18 protein-coding genes are annotated in these 19,681 nt (G+C 68.2%); 3 read left to right on the top strand and 15 right to left on the bottom strand.

Going from position 1 to position 19,681, the window contains the following annotated elements:
- The 9 genes from ACFU5V_RS38520 to glyA form a co-directional block, all read right to left on the bottom strand.
- Complete coding sequence (locus tag ACFU5V_RS38520) at positions 1 to 1,383, bottom strand: L-serine ammonia-lyase (protein ID WP_378706130.1); 1,383 nt, start codon at positions 1,381 to 1,383, stop codon at positions 1 to 3.
- A 4-nt stretch (positions 1,384 to 1,387) separates the two neighbouring features.
- Positions 1,388 to 1,801, bottom strand: coding sequence for a glycine cleavage system protein H (locus tag ACFU5V_RS38525; RefSeq protein WP_378706133.1), 414 nt, complete (start codon positions 1,799 to 1,801; stop codon positions 1,388 to 1,390).
- Between the two features lie 153 nt (positions 1,802 to 1,954).
- Positions 1,955 to 2,614 (bottom strand): aminotransferase class IV, encoded by a 660-nt coding sequence (locus ACFU5V_RS38530; RefSeq protein WP_378706135.1) that lies wholly within the window; start codon positions 2,612 to 2,614, stop codon positions 1,955 to 1,957.
- Complete coding sequence (folP, locus tag ACFU5V_RS38535) at positions 2,611 to 3,519, bottom strand: dihydropteroate synthase (protein WP_378706137.1); 909 nt, start codon at positions 3,517 to 3,519, stop codon at positions 2,611 to 2,613. The genes ACFU5V_RS38530 and folP overlap by 4 nt, the downstream gene beginning before the upstream one ends.
- A 75-nt stretch (positions 3,520 to 3,594) precedes the next feature.
- On the bottom strand, positions 3,595 to 4,188 hold the full coding sequence (locus ACFU5V_RS38540) for a sarcosine oxidase subunit gamma (protein WP_378706139.1): 594 nt from the start codon (positions 4,186 to 4,188) through the stop codon (positions 3,595 to 3,597).
- Positions 4,181 to 7,042, bottom strand: coding sequence for a 2Fe-2S iron-sulfur cluster-binding protein (locus ACFU5V_RS38545; RefSeq protein ID WP_378706141.1), 2,862 nt, complete (start codon positions 7,040 to 7,042; stop codon positions 4,181 to 4,183). Before ACFU5V_RS38545 ends, ACFU5V_RS38540 begins: the two co-directional genes overlap by 8 nt.
- Positions 7,039 to 7,317, bottom strand: a complete 279-nt coding sequence (locus ACFU5V_RS38550) for a sarcosine oxidase subunit delta (protein WP_124389817.1) — start codon at positions 7,315 to 7,317, stop codon at positions 7,039 to 7,041. Before ACFU5V_RS38550 ends, ACFU5V_RS38545 begins: the two co-directional genes overlap by 4 nt.
- Before the next feature lie 12 nt (positions 7,318 to 7,329).
- Complete coding sequence (locus ACFU5V_RS38555; protein ID WP_159924938.1) at positions 7,330 to 8,565, bottom strand: sarcosine oxidase subunit beta family protein; 1,236 nt, start codon at positions 8,563 to 8,565, stop codon at positions 7,330 to 7,332.
- Positions 8,565 to 9,890 (bottom strand): serine hydroxymethyltransferase, encoded by a 1,326-nt coding sequence (gene glyA, locus ACFU5V_RS38560; protein ID WP_378439368.1) that lies wholly within the window; start codon positions 9,888 to 9,890, stop codon positions 8,565 to 8,567. Before glyA ends, ACFU5V_RS38555 begins: the two co-directional genes overlap by 1 nt.
- A gap of 113 nt (positions 9,891 to 10,003) precedes the next feature.
- Between glyA and ACFU5V_RS38565 the strand changes: the two genes are divergently transcribed.
- Positions 10,004 to 10,675, top strand: a complete 672-nt coding sequence (locus ACFU5V_RS38565; protein ID WP_276136052.1) for a GntR family transcriptional regulator — start codon at positions 10,004 to 10,006, stop codon at positions 10,673 to 10,675.
- A 69-nt stretch (positions 10,676 to 10,744) separates the two neighbouring features.
- On the opposite strand, the gene purU is transcribed toward ACFU5V_RS38565, so the two are convergent.
- The 4 genes from purU to ACFU5V_RS38585 all read right to left on the bottom strand — a co-directional run bounded on the left by purU (position 10,745) and on the right by ACFU5V_RS38585 (position 15,719).
- Complete coding sequence (purU, locus tag ACFU5V_RS38570; protein ID WP_378442377.1) at positions 10,745 to 11,593, bottom strand: formyltetrahydrofolate deformylase; 849 nt, start codon at positions 11,591 to 11,593, stop codon at positions 10,745 to 10,747.
- A gap of 114 nt (positions 11,594 to 11,707) precedes the next feature.
- Positions 11,708 to 12,637: a bifunctional 5,10-methylenetetrahydrofolate dehydrogenase/5,10-methenyltetrahydrofolate cyclohydrolase gene (locus ACFU5V_RS38575; RefSeq protein WP_378706144.1), complete on the bottom strand. Its 930-nt coding sequence runs from the start codon at positions 12,635 to 12,637 to the stop codon at positions 11,708 to 11,710.
- Positions 12,634 to 13,260 carry a cyclodeaminase/cyclohydrolase family protein gene (locus ACFU5V_RS38580; RefSeq protein ID WP_378706146.1) on the bottom strand — a complete coding sequence of 209 codons (627 nt, stop codon included), beginning with the start codon at positions 13,258 to 13,260 and terminating at the stop codon, positions 12,634 to 12,636. Before ACFU5V_RS38580 ends, ACFU5V_RS38575 begins: the two co-directional genes overlap by 4 nt.
- The gene (locus ACFU5V_RS38585) at positions 13,257 to 15,719 is read right to left on the bottom strand and encodes an FAD-dependent oxidoreductase (protein WP_378706148.1); all 2,463 of its coding nucleotides are present in this window, start codon (positions 15,717 to 15,719) and stop codon (positions 13,257 to 13,259) included. The genes ACFU5V_RS38580 and ACFU5V_RS38585 overlap by 4 nt, the downstream gene beginning before the upstream one ends.
- A gap of 362 nt (positions 15,720 to 16,081) precedes the next feature.
- On the opposite strand from ACFU5V_RS38585, the gene ACFU5V_RS38590 reads away from it, so the two are divergent.
- Entirely contained in the window at positions 16,082 to 16,882 is an 801-nt protein-coding gene (locus ACFU5V_RS38590; protein WP_378437797.1) for an IclR family transcriptional regulator, read from the top strand.
- Positions 16,883 to 16,890: 8 nt separating this feature from the next.
- Here ACFU5V_RS38590 and ACFU5V_RS38595 read toward each other — a convergent pair whose 3' ends face one another.
- Both ACFU5V_RS38595 and ACFU5V_RS38600 read right to left on the bottom strand, forming a co-directional pair.
- A complete protein-coding gene (locus tag ACFU5V_RS38595; protein WP_378706150.1) occupies positions 16,891 to 18,069 on the bottom strand; it encodes an NAD(P)/FAD-dependent oxidoreductase in 1,179 nt (392 codons plus the stop codon).
- Entirely contained in the window at positions 18,066 to 18,410 is a 345-nt protein-coding gene (locus ACFU5V_RS38600; protein WP_378437793.1) for a bifunctional 3-phenylpropionate/cinnamic acid dioxygenase ferredoxin subunit, read from the bottom strand. Before ACFU5V_RS38600 ends, ACFU5V_RS38595 begins: the two co-directional genes overlap by 4 nt.
- A 199-nt stretch (positions 18,411 to 18,609) precedes the next feature.
- On the opposite strand from ACFU5V_RS38600, the gene ACFU5V_RS38605 reads away from it, so the two are divergent.
- Entirely contained in the window at positions 18,610 to 19,422 is an 813-nt protein-coding gene (locus ACFU5V_RS38605) for an IclR family transcriptional regulator (RefSeq protein WP_378706152.1), read from the top strand.
- Positions 19,423 to 19,681 lie beyond the last annotated feature (259 nt).

The raw sequence follows: 19,681 nt of genomic DNA on the forward strand, positions 1-19,681 counted from the left end.
TCAGCACTCGACGTAGTTGACGGGGACGTTGACGGCGAGACCACCGGTGGACGTCTCCTTGTACTTCGACAGCATGTCGGCGCCGGTCGAGCGCATCGTCTCGATCACCTGGTCCAGGCTGACGCGGTGGGTCCCGTCGCCGCGCAGGGCCATCCGGGCGGCGTTGATGGCCTTGCCTGCCGAGATCGCGTTCCTCTCGATGCACGGAATCTGGACGAGGCCTTCGATGGGATCGCACGTGAGGCCGAGGCTGTGTTCCATGGCGATCTCGGCGGCGTTCTCCACCTGTTCCGGTGTGCCGCCGAGGATCTCGGCCAGTCCTGCCGCGGCCATCGACGCCGCCGAACCCACCTCGCCCTGGCAGCCGACTTCGGCGCCGGAGATCGACGCCCGCTCCTTGTACAGCGACCCGACGGCGCCGGCCGCGAGGAGGAACCGGACCGCGGTCTCGTCGGGGTCGGCCCGGCCGGCGGGCGTGTAGTGGACGGCGTAGTGCAGGACGGCGGGGATGATGCCCGCGGCGCCGTTGGTGGGCGCGGTGACGATCCGGCCACCCGAGGCGTTCTCCTCGTTGACCGCGAGCGCGACGAGGTTGACCCAGTCCTCCGCGAACGCGGGATCACGGTGCGGGTCTTCCTGATCGAGCCGGAGATACCAGTCCCGGGCGCGGCGCCGGACGCGCAGCGCACCGGGAAGGAGCCCGTCGCGGGAGATGCCGCGCCGCTCGCACTCGACCATGACGTCGCGGATATGGAGGAGCCGGTCGCGGATCTCCGCGGCCGACCGGGTTTCGCTCTCGAACTCGAGCATGACCTGGCTGACGCGGTATCCGTGCCGCGCGCAGATGTCGAGGAGTTCCTTCGCGGACCCGAACGACGACCCACTCGCCGGCGCAGGCCGATGTTCCGTGCTCTCGGCTTCGGTGACGACGAACCCGCCACCGATCGAGAAATACGTCTCCCGATGGATTTCCACGTTCCCGGCCGCATAGGCCGTCACCGTCATCCCGTTCGGGTGGAACGGCAGGATCGTCAGCGGATGAAGCACGATCTCGTCCTCGGCCAGCGCGATGTGGTGCGAACCGCCGAGCGCGATGCGCCGCGTGGTCCGCATCGCCTCGAGCCGCTGCTCCATTTCCTCGGTCTCGATCGCCTCGGGCCGGTACCCCTCGAGACCGAGCAGGACCGCGGACATCGTCCCGTGCCCGGCGCCGGTCGCGGCGAGCGATCCGTACAGGTCGACGCGGACATCGGTGACGTCGTCGAACGCGCCGAGCGTGCGCAGGTCGGACACGAATCGCGCGGCCGCGCGCATGGGTCCCACGGTATGTGAACTCGAGGGGCCGACACCGACGGAGAACAGGTCGAACACGCTGATGGTCATCGGATTACACCGCCTCGCTGAGTTCGGTCGCGTACTGCGCGGGTGTGAGGAGTCCGTAGGCGGACGACGTCGGCAGGGGCAGGATCGCGAACAGCCAGCCACGGTGAAACGGATCGTCGGCGACGAGTTGCGGATTCGCGACGGCGTCGGCGTTCGTCATCGTGACGAGCCCGCTGATCGGCGCGTGCACGGTGACGGCGCTCCGCGCGGACGTCCAGACGAGGGCGCAGGGGGCGCCGGCCTCGATCGTGCTGCGTACTGCCGGAAGTTCCAGCCGGACCGCCTCGACGTCGTCGAGGGCCGTGTCGGTGACGCCCGCGCGGAGCGGAAAGTCGGAGAAGTTCTGTCCCGGTGCGAGGGCCACCCAGCTGTGCGTGGCCGTGAACCGTCGATCCGAGGGAATCTTTCGAGCTCTCATGCCTTTTCCTTTGACAGTAGGGCGTTGGGGTCGCGGACGTCTCGCTGGTAGTCAAACAGGTCGGATATTGATATATCAGTATTGGTGATAACGGTAGGTCAGGCATTGAGGTGGGTCAAGAGGTGATCCGGGGAAGGTTCGGAAGCGGAGCGGCTACGGCCGGAGGGTGGCGGGCAGCACGCCCTTGAGCGAACTCGTCACGGCCAGTGCCTCGGCGGCCAGGAGGTCGCTCGGCGTGAGGATCCGCTCGCGCATCACACCGCGGTCGAGCTGCCACGACCGCTCGACACCCGGCAGGCATCCCGACGACAACGGCGGCGTCCACCAGGTGCCGTCGATCCGGGCGGCGAGGTTCGCGATCGTGGTCTCGGTGACGTGCCCGAGTTCGTTGACGAGCACGACGTCGTCGGCATCGGGGTTGCGGCGACGCCGGCGGTCGTACCGCTCGCGGAGCGTCGTCTTGTGCCCGAGGAGGATGTCGAGGGAGTCGACGGGCTCGTCGTCCAGGACCAGGGATACGCAGGCAGGCGCGACCGGGGGCGCGAAGACGTCCACGTCCACCTCGCCGTCGCGGTGCAGGCGAACCCGGACCCGGGCGGCTCCGGCGCACGACAGCTGGTGTGCGAGGTGGCGCCGGACCTCTCGTTCCCCGAATTCGTACCCGAGGACCGCCGCCGAATGGGCGAGGCGCGACAGGTGACGGTCGAGATGCCGCAAGCCCGTGCGGGGATCGTGATACATCGTCTCCATCAGCTGAACGTCAGCTGTGTCGATCGTCGCGAGCCCCGCTGCGGCGGACACGGAAGTGTTCACAGGGCGGGGTCTCGATTCGGTGCGTGACTGGAGTTGGCGGGACCACGATATACGAGCGCACGGTATACCGATACCGCGTCCACGGTGGCGGCGACGTCATGGACGCGGAGGACGGCGGCGCCGTTCTGGGCGGCGATCATCGCGGCGGCCACCGAAGCGGCCTGGCGGTGGTCGACGTCGCGGCCGGTGATGGCTCCGAGCATGCCCTTTCTCGACAGGCCCGCCATGACCGGAAGTCCGATCTCGGTGATCTGCCGGAGTTCGGACAGCAGCCGGAGGTTGTGTGCCAAGGTCTTGCCGAATCCGAAGCCCGGATCGAGCAGGATGTGCTCACGCGGGATCCCGGCCGCGAGACACGACTCGAGGCGGGCGACGAGGAACTGTCGTACCTCGTGCACGACGTCCCGATATCGCGGTGCGTCCTGCATCGTCGCCGGATCCCCGAGCATGTGCATCAGGCAGACCGGGACCTGCAGGTCGGCGGCAGCCTGCAGAGCGCCGGGGAGCCGCAGGGCGCGAACGTCGTTGATCATCGACGCGCCGGCGGCGACCGCCTCGCGCATCACCTCGGGACGTGAGGTGTCGACCGAGATCGGGACCGACGTGCGCCGGGCGAGGGTCGCGACGACCGGCACCACTCGGCCCATCTCCTCCACGACGGACGGCGGGCGGGATCCCGGGCGGGTGGATTCGCCGCCGACGTCGAGGAGGTCGGCGCCCTCGGCGACCAGGGCCAACGCGTGTTCGACCGCGGCCGTGGTGTCAGAGTGCCGGGCCCCGTCCGAGAACGAATCCGGGGTCGCGTTGACGATTCCGCAGACCAGAGGAATGTCGCGTGCGAGCGCGCCGAGCAGTCGCTCGGCGCCGGCCGTCGGGGGCGCGTGCACTATCGAACGGTGGCGCATGGTGCGAACCTCCTTGCAGAGACCGGCCCGGGGGGGGACGCCGTCATGTCGCCCCCCGGACCGAAAACTGTCGCGTTACACGGGATCGACGCCGAATTCCTCGGCGGCATCGATCAGCCACGCCGCGAGGTACCGGGCGAAGGATGACCGCACCAGGATTCGGTAGTCGGTGCCGCTGTCGTCGAGCGCGATCAGCACGACACCGGCGAGACCGAGCATCGTCTGCACGGCCGATCCCGGACGGAACACCTTGGGGTGCAAATCGATCGAGCAGCCCTTGGCGAGGATGTCGCGGGCGTGCGCTCCGGTGAGCCGGATCGTCGTGCGCTGCCCGGAAACGTCGATCGCGGCGCCGCCGTGTGGGGTCACCGCGGTGCGCAGCGTCCCCTCGAGCTCTTCGGGGGACTGGGATCGCGTGGTGATCAGCCACTCCTGCGGACCGAGCCAGACCGCGGTGACTGCGCTGCCGTCCACGCGGGTCGACGGTGTCGTGGGCAGGTCCACACCGAGTGCGGCGCCCGCCGCCGCTCCACCGGGGCCGCTCGGGTCCACCCACAGGTCGACCATCGAGACGAACGGTTCCTCGGTGATCCGCACCGACTCGGGGAGCGCCGAGAACTTCTGGTCCCAGCCGTGCAGGGGGCTGAGCGGAACGAGGGTGTCAGCCATCGCGACGTGCTCCTTCGGGATCGACGAGAACGGAACCGGTGACCTCCACGGCCACCAGACGGCCGTCCACCGGGACGTGCAGGGTGTCACCGACTCGGGCTCGGCCGCCCTTGACGAGGGCGAGACCGAACGGGCGGCCGAGTTCGGCGCTGAGGTAGCTGGAGGTGACGTGCCCGAGCATCGGGACCGGCGCGGGTGGCAGGGTCCCGTCCAGTACCTCCTCGATGATCTGCGCGCCCTCGGGCAGCACGGTCTGCTTGTCGAGGGGCAGCAGCCCGACGAACTGTTTGCGCAGCGGGTTCTGGTTCTCCTGCCGGCTGAAGGAGCGCTTGCCGACGAAGTCGACCTTCTTCTTCGACACCGCCCAGCTCATCCCGAGGTCCTGGGGGGTGACGGTGCCGTCGGTGTCCTGCCCGATGATCGGGTAGCCCTTCTCGGCGCGCAGGACGTGCATGGTCTCGGTGCCGTACGGGGTGATGTCGAACTTTTCCCCGGCGGCGATCAGGCGCGCCCAGACCGCGGGGGCGTGCCAGCCATTGACGTTGACCTCGTAGGCGAGTTCGCCGGAGAAGCTGACCCGGGCCACCCGCACGTGCAGGTCGCCGAGGGCGGTGTCGCGCCAGGCCATGAACGGAAACGCGTCGTTGGTGACGTCGAGGTCGGGGAAGACCTCACCGATCACGTCACGCGATTTCGGTCCGACGACGGGGAAGGTGGCCCATTGTTCGGTGACGGAGGTGAGCCTCACCTGCAGGTGGGGCCATTCGGTCTGGAGCCATTCCTCCATCCAGTCGAGGATCTTCGCGGCGCCGCCGGTGGTGGTGAACACCTGGTACCGGTCGTCGGCCAGACGCATCACGGTGCCGTCGTCGATGACCATGCCGTCGACGCCGCACATGACGCCGTAACGGACCATGCCGACCTTGAGGGTGCTCATCATGTTCGTGTAGAGCATGTCGAGCAGCACACCGGCGTCACGGCCCTGGACGTCGATCTTGCCGAGGGTCGAGCCGTCGAGGATGCCGATGCTGCGGCGGACGGCGGCGCATTCGCGCAGCACCGCCGCGTCCATGTCCTCCCCGGGCAGCGGGTAGTAGCGGGGACGCTTCCACTGGCCGACATCCTCGAACACCGCACCGCGGCCGACGTGCCAATCGTGCAGGGCCGTCACCCGTTCGGGGTCGAAGAGGGCGCCGCGACTGCGGCCGGCGAGGGCGGCGAACGCGACCGGGGTGTACGGGGGGCGGAACGTGGTGGTGCCCAGGGTCTCGATCGGGCGGCCGAGGAGTTCGGCGGTGATGCCGGAAGAGATGACACCCGACGTCTTGCCCTGGTCGTGGGCGGTGCCGATGGTGGTGTAGCGCTTGATGTGCTCCATCGACGTCATGCCGGCGCCGACCGCGCGGGCGAGGTCGGCAACCGTCGCGTCGCGTTGGACGTCGACGAACTGGGTGTCCTGCCCCGCGACATCGGGGACCCGCCAGAGCACCAGGGGCTTCGTCGACTCGGGTGCGGCGGAGGTGTCGGTGTCCGCGCCGGGGGCGGGGGCGTCGAAGTTCAACGCGCTCAGAATTTCCCGGCCCGCCCGCTCGCCGTCGTGCAGACACCCCGCCAGGTCGAAGATGCCGTTGGCGGAGCCGGCGACGGAGACTCCGTCGAGGGTTTCGCCGGGCACGAACGCGCCCAGGTTCTCCTCGTAGCGGAGCTTGCCGCGGGCCTGGGAGAACAGGTGCACGGCCGGGTTCCAGCCGCCGCTGACGAGCAGTGCGTCGCAGGCGAGCGGAACCGCGGTGCCGGTGTCGTCGTCGCGGGAGGTGACGAGGGCGTGGCTGACCCGGCCGTTGCCGCGGGTGCCGCAGACGACGGATCCGGTGCGGACGGGGATCCCGCGCGCCTCGCATTCGGCCAGTCGGTGGGCGGGGGCGGTGTCGCGGGCCTCGACGATCGCGTTGATGCGGACACCGGCGTCGTGCAGGTCGATCGCCGCCTCGTACGCGCTGTCGTTGGTGGTGAACACGACGGCCTGCTCGCCGACCTTGACGCCGTACCGGTGCAGGAAGGTGCGGGCGCCGTGCGCCAGCATGATGCCGGGGCGGTCGTTGTCGGTGAAGACGACGGGACGCTCGTGCGCTCCGGCGGCGACAAGGATGTGCCGGGCCCGGATCCGCCAGACACGCTGGCGACTCAGGGCGGCCGGGGCTTCGACACCGAGGTGGTCGGTGCGACGCTCCAGGGCGAGGACGAAGCCGTCGTCGTAGTTGCCGAACGCGGTGGTGCGCTGCAGGTGCAGCACGTCCGGATAGGTGGCGAGTTCGGCGACCGCGGCGGTGACCCAGTCGAGGGCGGGGGCGCCGTCGATCAGATCCGTGCTGCCGAGAAGGTCACCGCCGGCTTCGCTCTGCTCGTCGACGAGGACGACACGCGCACCGGCCCGGGCCGCGGTGAGCGCGGCGGCGAGACCGGCCGGTCCGGCGCCGGCGACCAGAAGGTCGGTGTGCACGTGCTTGGCGTCGTACTTCGCCGAATCGGCGATGGTCGCGAGGCGTCCCTGACCGGGGATGCCGCGGGCGACGAGGCCGTCGAACAACTCGATGGTGGTGGCGAGCAGCATCGGCTCGGGGAAGGGTTCCTCGATCTGCACGAGTCCGCCGGTGTCCTCGGCCCAGGCGGCGGTGATGCCGCGGGGGCGGCCGAGTTTGATGCTGGTGGTGACCTGGTGGACGCCGTTCGCGAGCAGGGCCGAGCCGAGCGTGTCACCGGGATGACCGGTCAACTCTTTGCCGTCGAACGTGAAGGTGTAGGAGGTGTCGCGGTCGAGGCGACCGCCCTGGCGGGTGCGGAAGGGTGCGTTCACGATATCGTCGGCTTCTGCTCGTCCAAGCGGTAGACGCTGTGGAATCGGTAGGTGGCAGTGTCTCGTACGGCGTTGAACCAGCGCCTGCAGCCGGCGCTGTGGTTCCACCGTTCGGCGAAAAGACCTTTCGGGTTCGCGCGGAAGAATACGAAGTGCGCCCATTCCTCGTCGGTCAGCGACTGCGGGTCTTCCGGGTACACGACGTGGGCTTCGCCTCCGTAGTGGAACTCGGTTTCCTCACGGGACCCGCACCACGGGCATTCGATGAGTTGCATTGTGGCTCCTGGCTAGTGGGCGACGGCGGCGGCGCCGTGCTCGTCGACGAGGGCGCCGGTGACGAACCGGTCGAGGCTGAACGGCGCGATGAACTCGTGCGGTTCGTCGTTCGCGATGGTGTCCGCCAGGCACCAGCCCAATCCCGGGGTGGCCTTGAATCCGCCGGTGCCCCATCCGCAGTTGAGATACACGTTGTCGTAGGGGGTGCGGCCGACGATCGGGGAGGCGTCGGGACACACGTCGACGATGCCGCCCCAGGTGCGCAGCAGATGCGCCCGGGCGAACACGGGGAACAATTCCACCGCGGCCGCCATCTGGCGTTCGATGATGTGGAACGCGCCGCGCTGGCCGTACCCGTTGTAGGAGTCGACCCCGGCGCCCATCACCAGTTCGCCCTTGTGGGCCTGGGAGACGTACACATGGATGGCGTTGGACATCACGATCGTCGGGTGCACCGGCTCGAGCAGTTCGGACACCAGGGCCTGGAGCGGGTGGGACTGCACGGGGGTGCGGATGCCGAGCATGTCGGTGAGGGTGGAGGTATGCCCGGCCGCGCAGAGCGCGACCTGCCCGGCGGCGATGTCGCCGCGGGTGGTGCGGACCCCGGTGACCTTGTTGCCGTCGGTCACGAAGCCGGTGACCTCACAGTTCTGGATGATGTCGATGCCGGCCTCGTCGGCGCGGCGCGCGAACCCCCACGCCACGTAGTCGTGCTTCGCGATGCCGGCCCGCGGCTGATAGGTGGCACCGAGCACCGGGTAGCGGATATCGCTCGAGATGTTCACCAGCGGACACAGCTTCTTGACCTCGTCGGGTCCGACCCATTCGGCGTCGATGCCGTTGAGCTTGTTCGCCTCGACCCGGCGGACGCTGTCGCGGACATCCTGGAGGCTGTGCGCGAGGTTGAGGACGCCGCGCTGGCTGAACAGGATCGGGTAGTCGAGGTCGTCCTCGAGACCCTCCCACAACTTCAGGGCGTGCTCGTAGATCTTGGCGCTCTCGTCCCACAGGTAGTTCGAGCGGATCAGCGTGGTGTTGCGGGCCATGTTCCCGCCCGCGAGCCAGCCCTTCTCCAGGACGGCGACGTTGGTGATGCCGTGGTTCTTGGCGAGGTAGTGCGCGGTGGCGAGACCGTGTCCGCCGCCGCCGACGATCACGACGTCGTAGGACTTCTTCGGTTCCGGGTTACGCCACAGGAAATCCGGGTGGTCGGGCAGGTGCGCGCCGGGTGGCTGGGTGGCACTCATCAGTTCGCCTCCGTGAGGTCGGGGTAGAGCGGGAACGCGGCGGCGAGGGCGTCGACCCGGGTACGCAGGTCGTCGAGTCCGGCCTCGTCGGTGGCGGGGCGCAGCGCGTGGCTGATGATGTCGGCGACCTCGGTGAACGCGGCCTCGTCGAAACCGCGGGTGGCGAGAGCGGGGGTACCGATCCGCACCCCGGAGGACACCATCGGCGGGCGGGGGTCGAACGGGACGGCATTGCGGTTCACCGTGATTCCCACGCGGTGCAGCCGGTCCTCGGCCTGCTTGCCGTCGAGTTCGGACTCGCGCAGGTCCACCAGGACGAGGTGGACGTCGGTGCCGCCGGAGACGACGTTGATACCGGCGGCTCGCGAATCTGCTTGCAGCAGGCGGTCGGCGAGGATCTTCGCACCGGCCAGGGTGCGCTCCTGACGTTCGCGGAACTCGGGTTCGGCGGCGAGCTTGAACGAGACGGCCTTGCCTGCGATCACGTGCTCGAGCGGGCCACCCTGCTGTCCGGGGAAGACGGAGGAGTTGAACTTCTTCGCCAGCGCCGCGTCGTTGGTGAGAATGACGCCGCCGCGGGGACCGCCGAGCGTCTTGTGCGTCGTCGACGTCACCACGTGCGCATGCGGGACGGGGGAGGGATGCAGTCCGGCGGCGACCAATCCGGCGAAGTGCGCCATGTCGACCATCAGGTAGGCGCCGACCTCGTCGGCGATCGCACGGAACCGTGCGAAGTCGAGCTGGCGGGGGTATGCGGACCAGCCGGCCATGATCAGCTTGGGGCGGTGCTCGCGGGCGAGGCGCTCGACCTCGTCCATGTCGACGAGGTGGTCGTCCTCGCGGACGTGGTAGGCGGCGACGTCGTACAGCTTGCCGGAGAAGTTCAGCTTCATCCCGTGGGTGAGGTGACCGCCGTGGGCGAGGTCCAGTCCGAGGATGCCGTCGCCGGGCTGCAGCAGCGCCGCCATTGCCGCGGCGTTGGCCTGCGCCCCCGAATGCGGTTGCACGTTCGCGAACTCGGCGCCGAACAGTGACGTCAGGCGGTCGATCGCGAGCTGCTCGATGACGTCGACGTGCTCGCAACCACCGTAGTAGCGGCGTCCGGGGTAACCCTCGGCGTACTTGTTGGTCAGCACCGACCCCTGCGCCTGCATCACCGCGAGCGGGGCGAAGTTCTCACTGGCGATCATCTCCAGGGTGCCCTGCTGTCGCTCCAGTTCGGCCGCGATCGCCCGGTGCACGGCGGGATCGAGATCGGCGAGCGAATGAGTCAGCGTCGGGTTCGCTGCTGCCACCTCGGTGAGATGTGCGGTGTCCACGGTCATGGTTCGCCTTTCTGGAAGGTCAGTTGAACTGGAACTGATATATCAACTGGAAAGTAGCGTAAGGTCAGTACCGGACAAAGGTCAATAGCTCCGGAGAATCAGGGAGACGGAACATGAGCCTGGCGCATTCATCGGTCGCGGACACGGCATCGAACGGCGGCACCAACGCCGACCGCGCGTACGAGATCGTGCGCGAACGCCTGGTCATGCTCGACATCCGTCCGGGCGAGCCGATCAACGACGACCGCCTCGCCGAGGAACTCGGATTCGGCCGGACGCCCGTGCGGGAAGCGCTCAAGCGCCTCGAACGGGAGCGTCTCGTCATCGCCTACCCCCGTCGTGGCACGTTCGCCACCGCCGTCGACATGACCGACCTCGCCGACATCTCCGAGATCCGCAAGCAACTCGAACCCACGGCCGCCGCCCGGGCGGCGCGCACGGCGTCGCAGGACGCACGAGCCCGGCTGTCCGCGCTCGCCGACGAGATCGCGGAGATCGACGACAGCGAGGACCCGCGCGACGTCCTGCGCAAGGACGTGCGGGTTCACCGCGAGATCTACCGGACGTCCGGCAATCCGCACCTCGAAGACATCCTCGTCAGCCTCGACGCCCACGCCACGCGCATCTGGTGCCTCTTCCTCGACCGGCTGCCGGACGTCGCCGCCCACGTCCGCGAGCACGTCGCCCTGCTCCGGGCCATCGTCGACGGCGACGAGGACACCGCGTCCGCGCTCACGTTGTCGCATGTCGCGGGGTTCGAGCGGGCCATCCGCGACCTGCTCTAGGCGCTTCGCGCCCGTGAGTGGTTAACGAGTCTCTGGACTCGTTAACCACTCACGGGCGGCGGAGCCGCCTCAGCTGAAGACGACCGTTCGGTGCCCGTGCAGCAGGACCCGGTTCTCGCAGTGCCAGCGCACGGCCCGGGACAGCGCGAGGGCCTCGGCGTCCTGCCCGACCGTGGCGAGTCGCGCCGGGTCGAAGGAGTGGTCGATGCGGATGACTTCCTGCTCGATGATGGGCCCCTCGTCCAGGTCGGGTGTCACGTAGTGGGCGGTGGCGCCGACTTGCTTGACTCCGCGATCGAACGCCTGGTGGTAGGGCTTGGCGCCCTTGAAGCCGGGCAGGAACGAGTGGTGGATGTTGATCGCGCGTCCGCGCAGTGCGCGGCACGCGTCGTCCGACAGCACCTGCATGTACCGCGCGAGAACCACGAGATCCGCGTCGAATTCCTCGACGAGTTCGAGTAGCCGGGCCTCGGCCTCCGGCTTGGTGGTCGGCGTGACGGGGACGTGGACGAACGGCAGGCCGGCGGCCTCGGCCATCGGGCGCAGCACCTCGTGGTTGGACACGACGGCGACGAGTTCGGCGCCGAGGTTGCCCGCTCGCCAGCGGAAGATGAGGTCGTTGAGGCAGTGGCCCATCTTGGAGACCATCACGATCACGCGGGGTAGGTCACTGCCGTTGAAGTTGAACGTCATGCCGAATCTCGCGGCCACGTCGGCGAATTGGGCGGTCAAGTGCTCGATGTCGACGTCACCCGCTGACACGAATGAGGTGCGGAGGAAGAACGCGTCGCTCCGGGTGTCGTCGAACTGCTGATGCTCGGCGATATCGCAGTTCTGCTCGAAGAGAAAGGAACTGACGGCGTGAACGATCCCGGGACGCTGAGCGCAGCTGAGCGTCAGGGTGAAGGTTTGGGTCATGTGGGTCTCCTCGATGCCGGAATCAAATTGAGGTATTAGTCCGAGCAAACTGATATATCAGCATGGTCGATGCTATTTCAGGCGGGACGGGTGGTCAAGGGCTGGAGGCGAAAGTCAGACGCCGCTTCGGAATCCGGCGAGCACCGAGTCCGATCGGGTCTGGGCGTGCTGGGCGTGCTGGGCGTGCTGGGCGTGCTGGGCGTGCTGGGCGGCGGCGGCATCGACCGTGTGGGCGATCAGTAACGCGGTGGTCACCGGTCCCACCCCTCCGGGGACCGGGGTGAGCGCACCGGCCCGGCCGTCCACGGCCTGGGCGTCGACGTCACCGAGCAGCCGGCCGTCGGTGGTCGCTGTGGTCCCGACGTCGATGACGACGGCGCCGTCGGCGACGTGCTCGGCGGTGACCAGTCCGGGAATGCCGACGGCGACGACGAGAATGTCGGCGTCACGGGTGCCTGCAGCCAGGTCGGTGGTGTGCCGGTGGCAGACGGTCACCGTCGCGTTGCGCTGCACGAGGAGGTTCGCGACCGGACTTCCGACCACCGTGGATCTGCCGACCACCGCGGCGGTCCTGCCGTGCGGGGAGATTCCGTGGTGATCGAGCAGCGCGATCACGGCCCGTGCGGTGGCGGGCGCGAAAGCGGGCAGACGCGCGACGAGGCGGCCGAGGCTGACCGGGTTCGCGCCGTCGATGTCCTTTGCGGGGTTGATCGCCTCCCGCAGCGCGTCGAGGTCGGTTCCGTCCGGCAGGGGCGTCTGCAGGATGATTCCGTGGACGTCCGGGTCGTGGCCGAGTTCGACGAGCGTGCCGTGGATCTGCCCCGTGGTCGCCGACGCACCGAGATCCACGATGTCACACAAGATTCCGGTGCGTTTCGCGGCCGCCGCGATGGAGCGCACGTACCAGGCGGTCGATTCGTCGTCGGTGGCCAGGACGACTGCCAGCCTGGGCCGGATTCCGAGGTCGGCGAGAGCGGCGGCGGCGGCGGATGCGTCGTCTCGGATGGTGGTGGCGAGTTCGGCGCCACCGAGGCTTCTGGTCATGAACTCAGCTGCTTTCGTACTCGGGTGGTGACTGCCTCGGCGCGCTCGACGATCGTGTCGACGCCGGCCAGGCATTCGGTGAGGGACCGGCGGGTGTCTGCATCGGTGATACCGGGCAGGTTCACCTCGATGTTGACCCGGGCGGTGGTGGCGGCGGCGCGGGCGGCCTCGGCGGCGGCCGCGACGTCGCTGACGACGGTGGGGTTCGCCACCGGCAGCAGGACGTCGGCGAGTGCGACGACGTCGCCCGCCGCGACCACCACCTCGGCGGGCACCGCGGCCGCGCCGGCGAGTGCGGTCGCGATCGCCGCTGTACGCGCCCCCGATTCTTCCTCGGTTTCCCGGGGGAGACGGTAGGCGTCGATGACGGCCGTGAACGCCGCCATGTCGTCCTCGGCGAACTGCAGTGCCTTCTCTCGGAACGCATCCGCGGACGCGCAGATGCGTTCGACGAGTATCCCGTGGTCGGCGTACCTCTTGCCGGTGGTGTAGCGGGCGACCATCGAGACCAGCGCCGCGGCCTGGCCGAGATGGAGTGCGCCGGTCGCGCCGCCGCCGGGCGCGGGGGTTCGATCGGCGAGCGAGTCCAGGAACCCGGTGACCGTGTCGTGCCGGATGCTCATGACCGGATCTTCTTCATCTCGGGGTCGACGAGCGGTTCTGCCACGACGGTGGCCGCGATGCGCCGTCCGAAGTATCCGATCTCCACCGCGGTGTCCACGGTCGCGGTCGCGGGAAGCCAGGCGTAGGCGATCGGCGCCCCGACCGTGTGACCGAACGCGGCACTCGTGACGTACCCCGCGGGTTGTCCGTCGACGAACACCGGCTCGTGGCCCAGGACCACCGACGTACGGTCGTCGATCATGAGGCACGCCAGGCGCCGCTCCACCGTCTCGTCGGAGACTCCGTCGAGCGCGTCACGCCCACGGAAGTCGCCCTTCTGCAGCCGGACCGCGAAACCGAGACCGGCCTCGTACGGGTTGTGCTCGGTGGTCATGTCGCTGCCCCACGAGCGGTAGCCCTTCTCCATCCGGAGGCTGTTGAACGCGGCGCGGCCGGCGGCGATGACGCCGTGCTTCTGCCCCTCCGCCCACAGCAGATCCCACAGGCGCAGACCGTTGTCGGCGGACGTGTACAGCTCCCAGCCGAGTTCGCCCACGTACGACAGCCGCATCGCGGTGACGGGCACCCCGCCGATCCGGACCTGCTTCGCGCGGAAGTACTTGAAGTTCTCGTTCGAGAAGTCGTCGGAGCTGAGCGCCTGCACCAGATCCCGGGCGCGCGGACCCCACAGCCCGATCCCGCACGTCCCGCCGGTGACGTCCCGGATCTGCACACTGCCGTCGTCCGGGGACTGCCGGCGGAAGTAGTCGAGGTCGAGGTTGCCGTTCGCGCCGACCTGGAAGACGGTGTCGGACAGCCGCGTGACGGTGAGGTCGCTGCGCACGCCGCCGGCGTCGTCGAGTGCCAGCGTGTAGGTCACGGATCCGACGGACTTGTCCATCTTGCCGGTCGTCAGCCGATCGAGCAGGGCCAGCGCGCCGGCGCCACTGATCTCGAGCCGCTTCAGCGGTGTCATGTCGTACATCGCCACCGACGTGCGGGTCTTCCAGGCCTCGGCCGCTGCGATCGGCGAGTGGAACATCGCCGCCCACGGCTCACGGGCCGGTGGCTGCCACTCGGCCGGAAGGTCCTGCACCAGATGGGCGTTGGCCTCGAACCAGTGCGGGCGCTCCCAGCCGGAGCTCTCCAGGAACACGGCGCCGAGTTCCTTCTGGCGAGCGTGGAAGGGACTCACCCGCAGATCGCGGGGAGACTCCTTGGGCTGCAGCGGGTGTAGCACGTCGTAGATCTCGACGAAATTCTGCTGCGACGTCTCACTGACGTAGTCGGGCGCGAGCTGGATCTCCTCGAACCGGTGCACGTCGCAACCGTGCAGTTCGACCTCGGAGCGGCCGTCGACGAGCAGCTGCGCGACCGCCCGGCCGACACCGGCGGAGTGCGTCACCCACACTGCCTCGGCGATCCAGAACCCGGCGACGTCCGGGGACTCGCCGATGAGCGGTCCGCCGTCCGGGGTGAACGAGAAGACCCCGTTGAATCCGGCTTCCAGTTTCGCGGATTCGAGGCACGGCAACAGCAGCTTGGACTGCTCCCACGACGGCGCGAAGTCCTCTTCCGTGAACGGCAGCATCGACGGCATGTCGGATGCGGAGACGTCGTCGCTCTCGTCCAGGTCGCGCAGGTTCACCGGCATCGGGCGGTGGGCGTACGTGCCGATGCCGAGACGGTCGACATGCTCGCGGAAGTACAGATCCTGATCCTGATGGCGCAGGATCGGGAAACCCGCCTCGGCGAGTTCGGTGTTCCGTCCGACGAGTTCGGGGATCTGCTCGGTTTTCGCGTACTGGTGCGCCAGGGGCAGCAGCGGGACGTCCATGCCCACCATCGCGCCGATGTCGGGACCCCAGAAGCCTGCGCAGGACACCACGATGTCGGCGGGGATCACGCCGTCCGCGGTCGCGACGCCGGTGACCTTGCCGCCGCTCTGCTCGATGCCGATCACCTTCGTCGAACCCTGGAACACGGCGCCACGGGTCTCGGCGCGCCGGGCCAGCGCGACGACGACACGGGACGCCTTCGCGAGGCCGTCCGTTTCGACGTACAGTCCGCCGAGCACTCGCTTCTCGTCAAGCAGCGGGTGCAGCTTCGCGCACTCGGCCGGGTCGAGGACGGCGCCCTCGATGCCCCAGGATGTGGCCCAGCCCTGCTTGCGGTGCAGGTCGGCGAGGCGCTCGGGAGTGGTGGCCACCTCGAGTCCGCCGAGCTGGTTGAAGCACCACTCGCCGTCCACGTCGAGTCCGACGAACTTCTCGACGGTGTACCGGGCGAACTCTGTCATCGTCTTGGACGCGTTCGTCTGGAACACCAGGCCCGGTGCGTGTGACGTGGATCCTCCGGTGAGCGGCAGCGGTCCCTGATCGAGGACCGTGATCCGATCCCAGCCCCGAGCGGTGAGCTCGTCGGCCAAATTCGCGCCGACGATGCCGGCTCCGATGATCACTACGCGCGGTGACCCCATGATGGTCCTCCTGATTGGGTGGGTGCCTGTGTGTGGCGAGGTACGGGTGCTGCCGCTGTCGCGGCGGGCGGGAGATTCGAGTTTCGGCGCGGGCTCGAACGGCGCCGGAGAGAACTGTGAATTGCGAAACGGATCGGCCGATCGGAACCATTATCGGCAACTGATATATCAACACATTAGGTCCGGCAGAGTAAGGGGGTCAACCCCGAATTGCGGGTAACTCCTTGATGATCGAGTAGGGAAACGGCGAATAATCCCCGACTTTTCGGAGAAATGCGCACCGGAGCGGCCGGCGGTGGCGCGGAACAGGGTGTGGAGGGAGATAACCGTCGCACGATGATGTCGCCTATCCTGAAGTCGCGATGACTGAATTGGACGAGAACTCGAACGGCGATCGGAGCCGGCCGGCCGGCGCTGTGCAGTCAGTGGACCGCGCTCTGGCAGTACTCGAAATCCTCGCCAGGCTCGGTACCGCCGGCGTCACGGAAATCGCCGAGGAGCTGGGCGTCCACAAGTCGACCGCGTCGCGCCTCGTCGCTGTCCTGGACTCGCGGGGCTATGTTTCGCAATTGAAGAACCGGGGGAAGTTCCAGCTCGGGAATTCGATCGTCCGCCTGGCCCGCACTGCGACGCCGGACGGCGATCTGGTGCGGCAGAGTCAGGAATTGTGTGCCGAACTGGCGGAAACTGTCGGCGAGAGCGTCAATGTGTCGATACTCGACGGCAATCGCTCGGTGAGCATCGTCAAAGCGGACGGCCCGTCCGGCGTCGGTACCAATACGTGGGTGGGGCAGAGCAGCCCGGCACACGCGACGGCGAGCGGAAAACTGTTGCTGACGGAATTGTCCGACAGCGAAATCGCGGAGCGTGTGGGAGAAAGTCCGATCGCTCTCACGACCGAGACGCTCACCGATGTGTCTGCCCTCGTGGAATCGCTGAATTCCATCCGCGAACGGGGCTGGGCGGAGTCCGAGGAGGAACTCGAACTCGGGTTGAATGCGGTGTCCGTCCCGATTCGCGACTACACGGCGAAAATGATTGCGGCCCTGAGTGTGTCCGGCCCCGCCTACCGACTGCTGCCGGAACGGTTCGAGGACGTCGCACGCGCCGCGCTCGACACCTCCCACAAGATCAGCAACCGCCTGGGCTACGCGGTCACGTAGCGCCGGCATCAGGCCCGCGACCTGGCGAGTTGCTTCTTGTACCGAGTGAACAGCCGGGGATTGTTCATCGCGAAGACGCCGACGGTGTCGCCGTCGCGGTCGTAGGTGGCCACGAACGTGCCGGTTCCGGGGTCGCCGTCGACGAAGCGGACCTCGTCGGTGCTGTGCCTCGTTCCGGCGAACTGCAGCATCTTGCCGTACTGGTGGGACCAGAAGTACGGGATCGCCGCGGGCCCGGACGGGGTGGCCATGATGGTGTCGGCCACGGTGGCCGCCTGGGCGACGGCGTTGCTCCAGTGCTCACTCCGGTGATGGACCTGGTGGGTGTCGTCGAAAGTCCTTGCGCAGTCGCCGATCGCGTACACACCGGGGAGATTCGTGCGGCATGACGAGTCGGTGAGGAAGCCGTCGTCGATCATCAGTTCCGAGTCGCACGCCCACTCGACGTTGGGGACGGCCCCGATTCCGACCACCACGACGTCCGCAGGCAGGACTGTTCCGTCGCTGAGCCGGACGGCCTCGACCGCGTCGTCGCCCAGCAGTGCGTCGACGACCGACCCGGTGAGAAGCCGGACACCGTGTGCGGCGTGCTGTCCTGCGCAGATCGCCCCGAGCTCGATGCCGAGTGGACCGGCAAGGGGTGTCGGCGAGGCCTCGACGACCGTGACGTGCAGGCTCATTCCGGCCGCACTGGAGGCCACTTCCGCTCCGATGAAACCGGCTCCCACGATCACCAGATTCTGCGCCCGTGACAGCGAATCGCGCAGGGCGCGCGCGTCGTCGACGGATCTGAGCGTGTGGACGCCGGCGAGACCGAGGTGCCCGGGCAGGGTCCGGGCACGCGCGCCGGTCGCGACGACCACGGCATCGGCGTCGAGGTGGGACCCGTCGTCGAAGGTGACGCGGTGGAGCCCGTCGGGGGAGCGAACGAGGCCGGTGGCCGTGCTGTTCATCCGCCATTCGACGTCGAGGGTGTCGTCGTCGCTGTTCATCAACAGCAGGTCCTCGTCCGTCACTTCGCCGGTGAGGAATTCCTTCGACAGGGGTGGCCGGTCGTAGGGCAGGGACTGTTCACTGCCTGCCACGACGAGGCGGCCGGTGTATCCCTTCTCGCGCAGCGCGCGCACCGCCGACAGTCCGGCGAGTGAAGCGCCCAGTACCACAATGGAATTCGGGACAGTGTTCATCTTGTGTCGCCCTTCTGTTCGAGATGGAGCAGCACGGTGCCGTCGACGATCGACACGTCGTGGGTGCGGACTGCGATTTTGGCCGGCGGGCCCGACGGCACTCCGGTGCGGAGGTCGAAGCATGCCTCGTGGAGCGGGCACTCGACCGTGCAGCCCTCGACCCAGCCGTCGGCGAGGGAGGCGTCCTGATGGGTGCAGGTGTCGTCGACGGCGTACAGACCGTCGGAGGTGTGGAAGACGGAGATGGGAGCCATTCCCGGCGGCGTCACCGTGACTACTTCGCCCACGGGCAGGGTGATGAGTTCGCACACGGCGAACGGTGTGGTGCCGGGGTGGGTCACAACTGGGGAATCGTTATCGAGAATCACTCGATACCTCCGGATGCGTCGGGAAGGAGGGGCAAGTTGTGGAGCAGTTGTTGCGCTATGCGCGACGACTTGCAAGCTGTGCAACACAATGCTCTCCGGTGCTGCCCCGCGGTGTCAAGCATTCGCGTGTAAAAACTGCGTTCCGGAAGTCGGTGGGCATAACCTCGGGGGCATGAGTGAATCCGAGGCGACGGCATCGGCGGCCCAGGGCGCGGAAGGGAAGGCGAAGACCGTGCACGCCGTGGAACGTGCCATCGACGTGCTCGAGATCGTTGCGGCGGAGGGCCGGGTCGGGGCCACGGAGATCGCCGTGCGCCTCGGCGTGCACAAATCGACCGTCTCACGCCTCATCGCATCGCTGCAGCAACGCGGATTCGTCGAGGAAGCGGGCGTCCGCGGCAAATACCAGCTCGGATTCGCGGTGGTGCGATTGGCCGAGGCCACGGTCGCGCAGAGCGGCCTCGTCGAGGTCGCGCAGCCCGAGTGCGACCGCCTGGCCGACGCGTTCGGCGAGACGGTCAACCTCGCGGTGCTGGACGGTGCGGCAACGCTCAACGTGCTCGAGGCTCGCAGTGATCGCCACGTCGCGCTCCGCACGTGGGTGGGTCAGGTCACCCCGGCGCACGCGACCGCGACCGGCAAGGTCCTGGTCTCGGAGATGACGTCGGGCCAGCTCCGCAGCAGGCTGGGCCCGCGATTGAGCGCGCTCACGCCCAACACCATCACCGACTTCCGTGCGTTCGACGTCGAGCTCGAGCACGTGCGGTCGCGGGGGTGGGCGTCCACGGCCGAGGAACTCGAAGCGGGGCTCAATTCCATCGCTGTGCCGGTGCGAAGCAGGGTCACCAACCGGATCGTCGCGTCGATCTGTGTGTCCGGCCCGGAATACCGGCTGGCGCCCGATCAGTTCGAGGCGGTTGCGCTCGAAATCGCCGACGCGGTGGCGCGGATCGAAGCGCAGCAATCCGTCGACGCGGGTGACTGACGGCCCGGAAGTGGCTCTCCCTCAACGCAGGACGAACCGATAGTCCGGTTTGCCCGGGTTTCGGCGCCGCGTGGTTAACGCGGTGTTTCGGTCGTGTCGCGTGTGCGAAAGAAGTGTCGAATGTGATGTTTGACACGTCCGCCGGCGACGGTTTAAGTTGTCTAAATCGCATAGCGTTGCTGATGACGCAACAATGCTGACGCCGCGACGACTCGGCGGGAACAGCTGTCCGCTGTTCGAACGATCGTCGCGGATCGGG

The sequence above is a fragment of the Rhodococcus sp. NPDC057529 genome (assembly GCF_042802055.1).
GTDB lineage: Bacteria > Actinomycetota > Actinomycetes > Mycobacteriales > Mycobacteriaceae > Rhodococcus_F.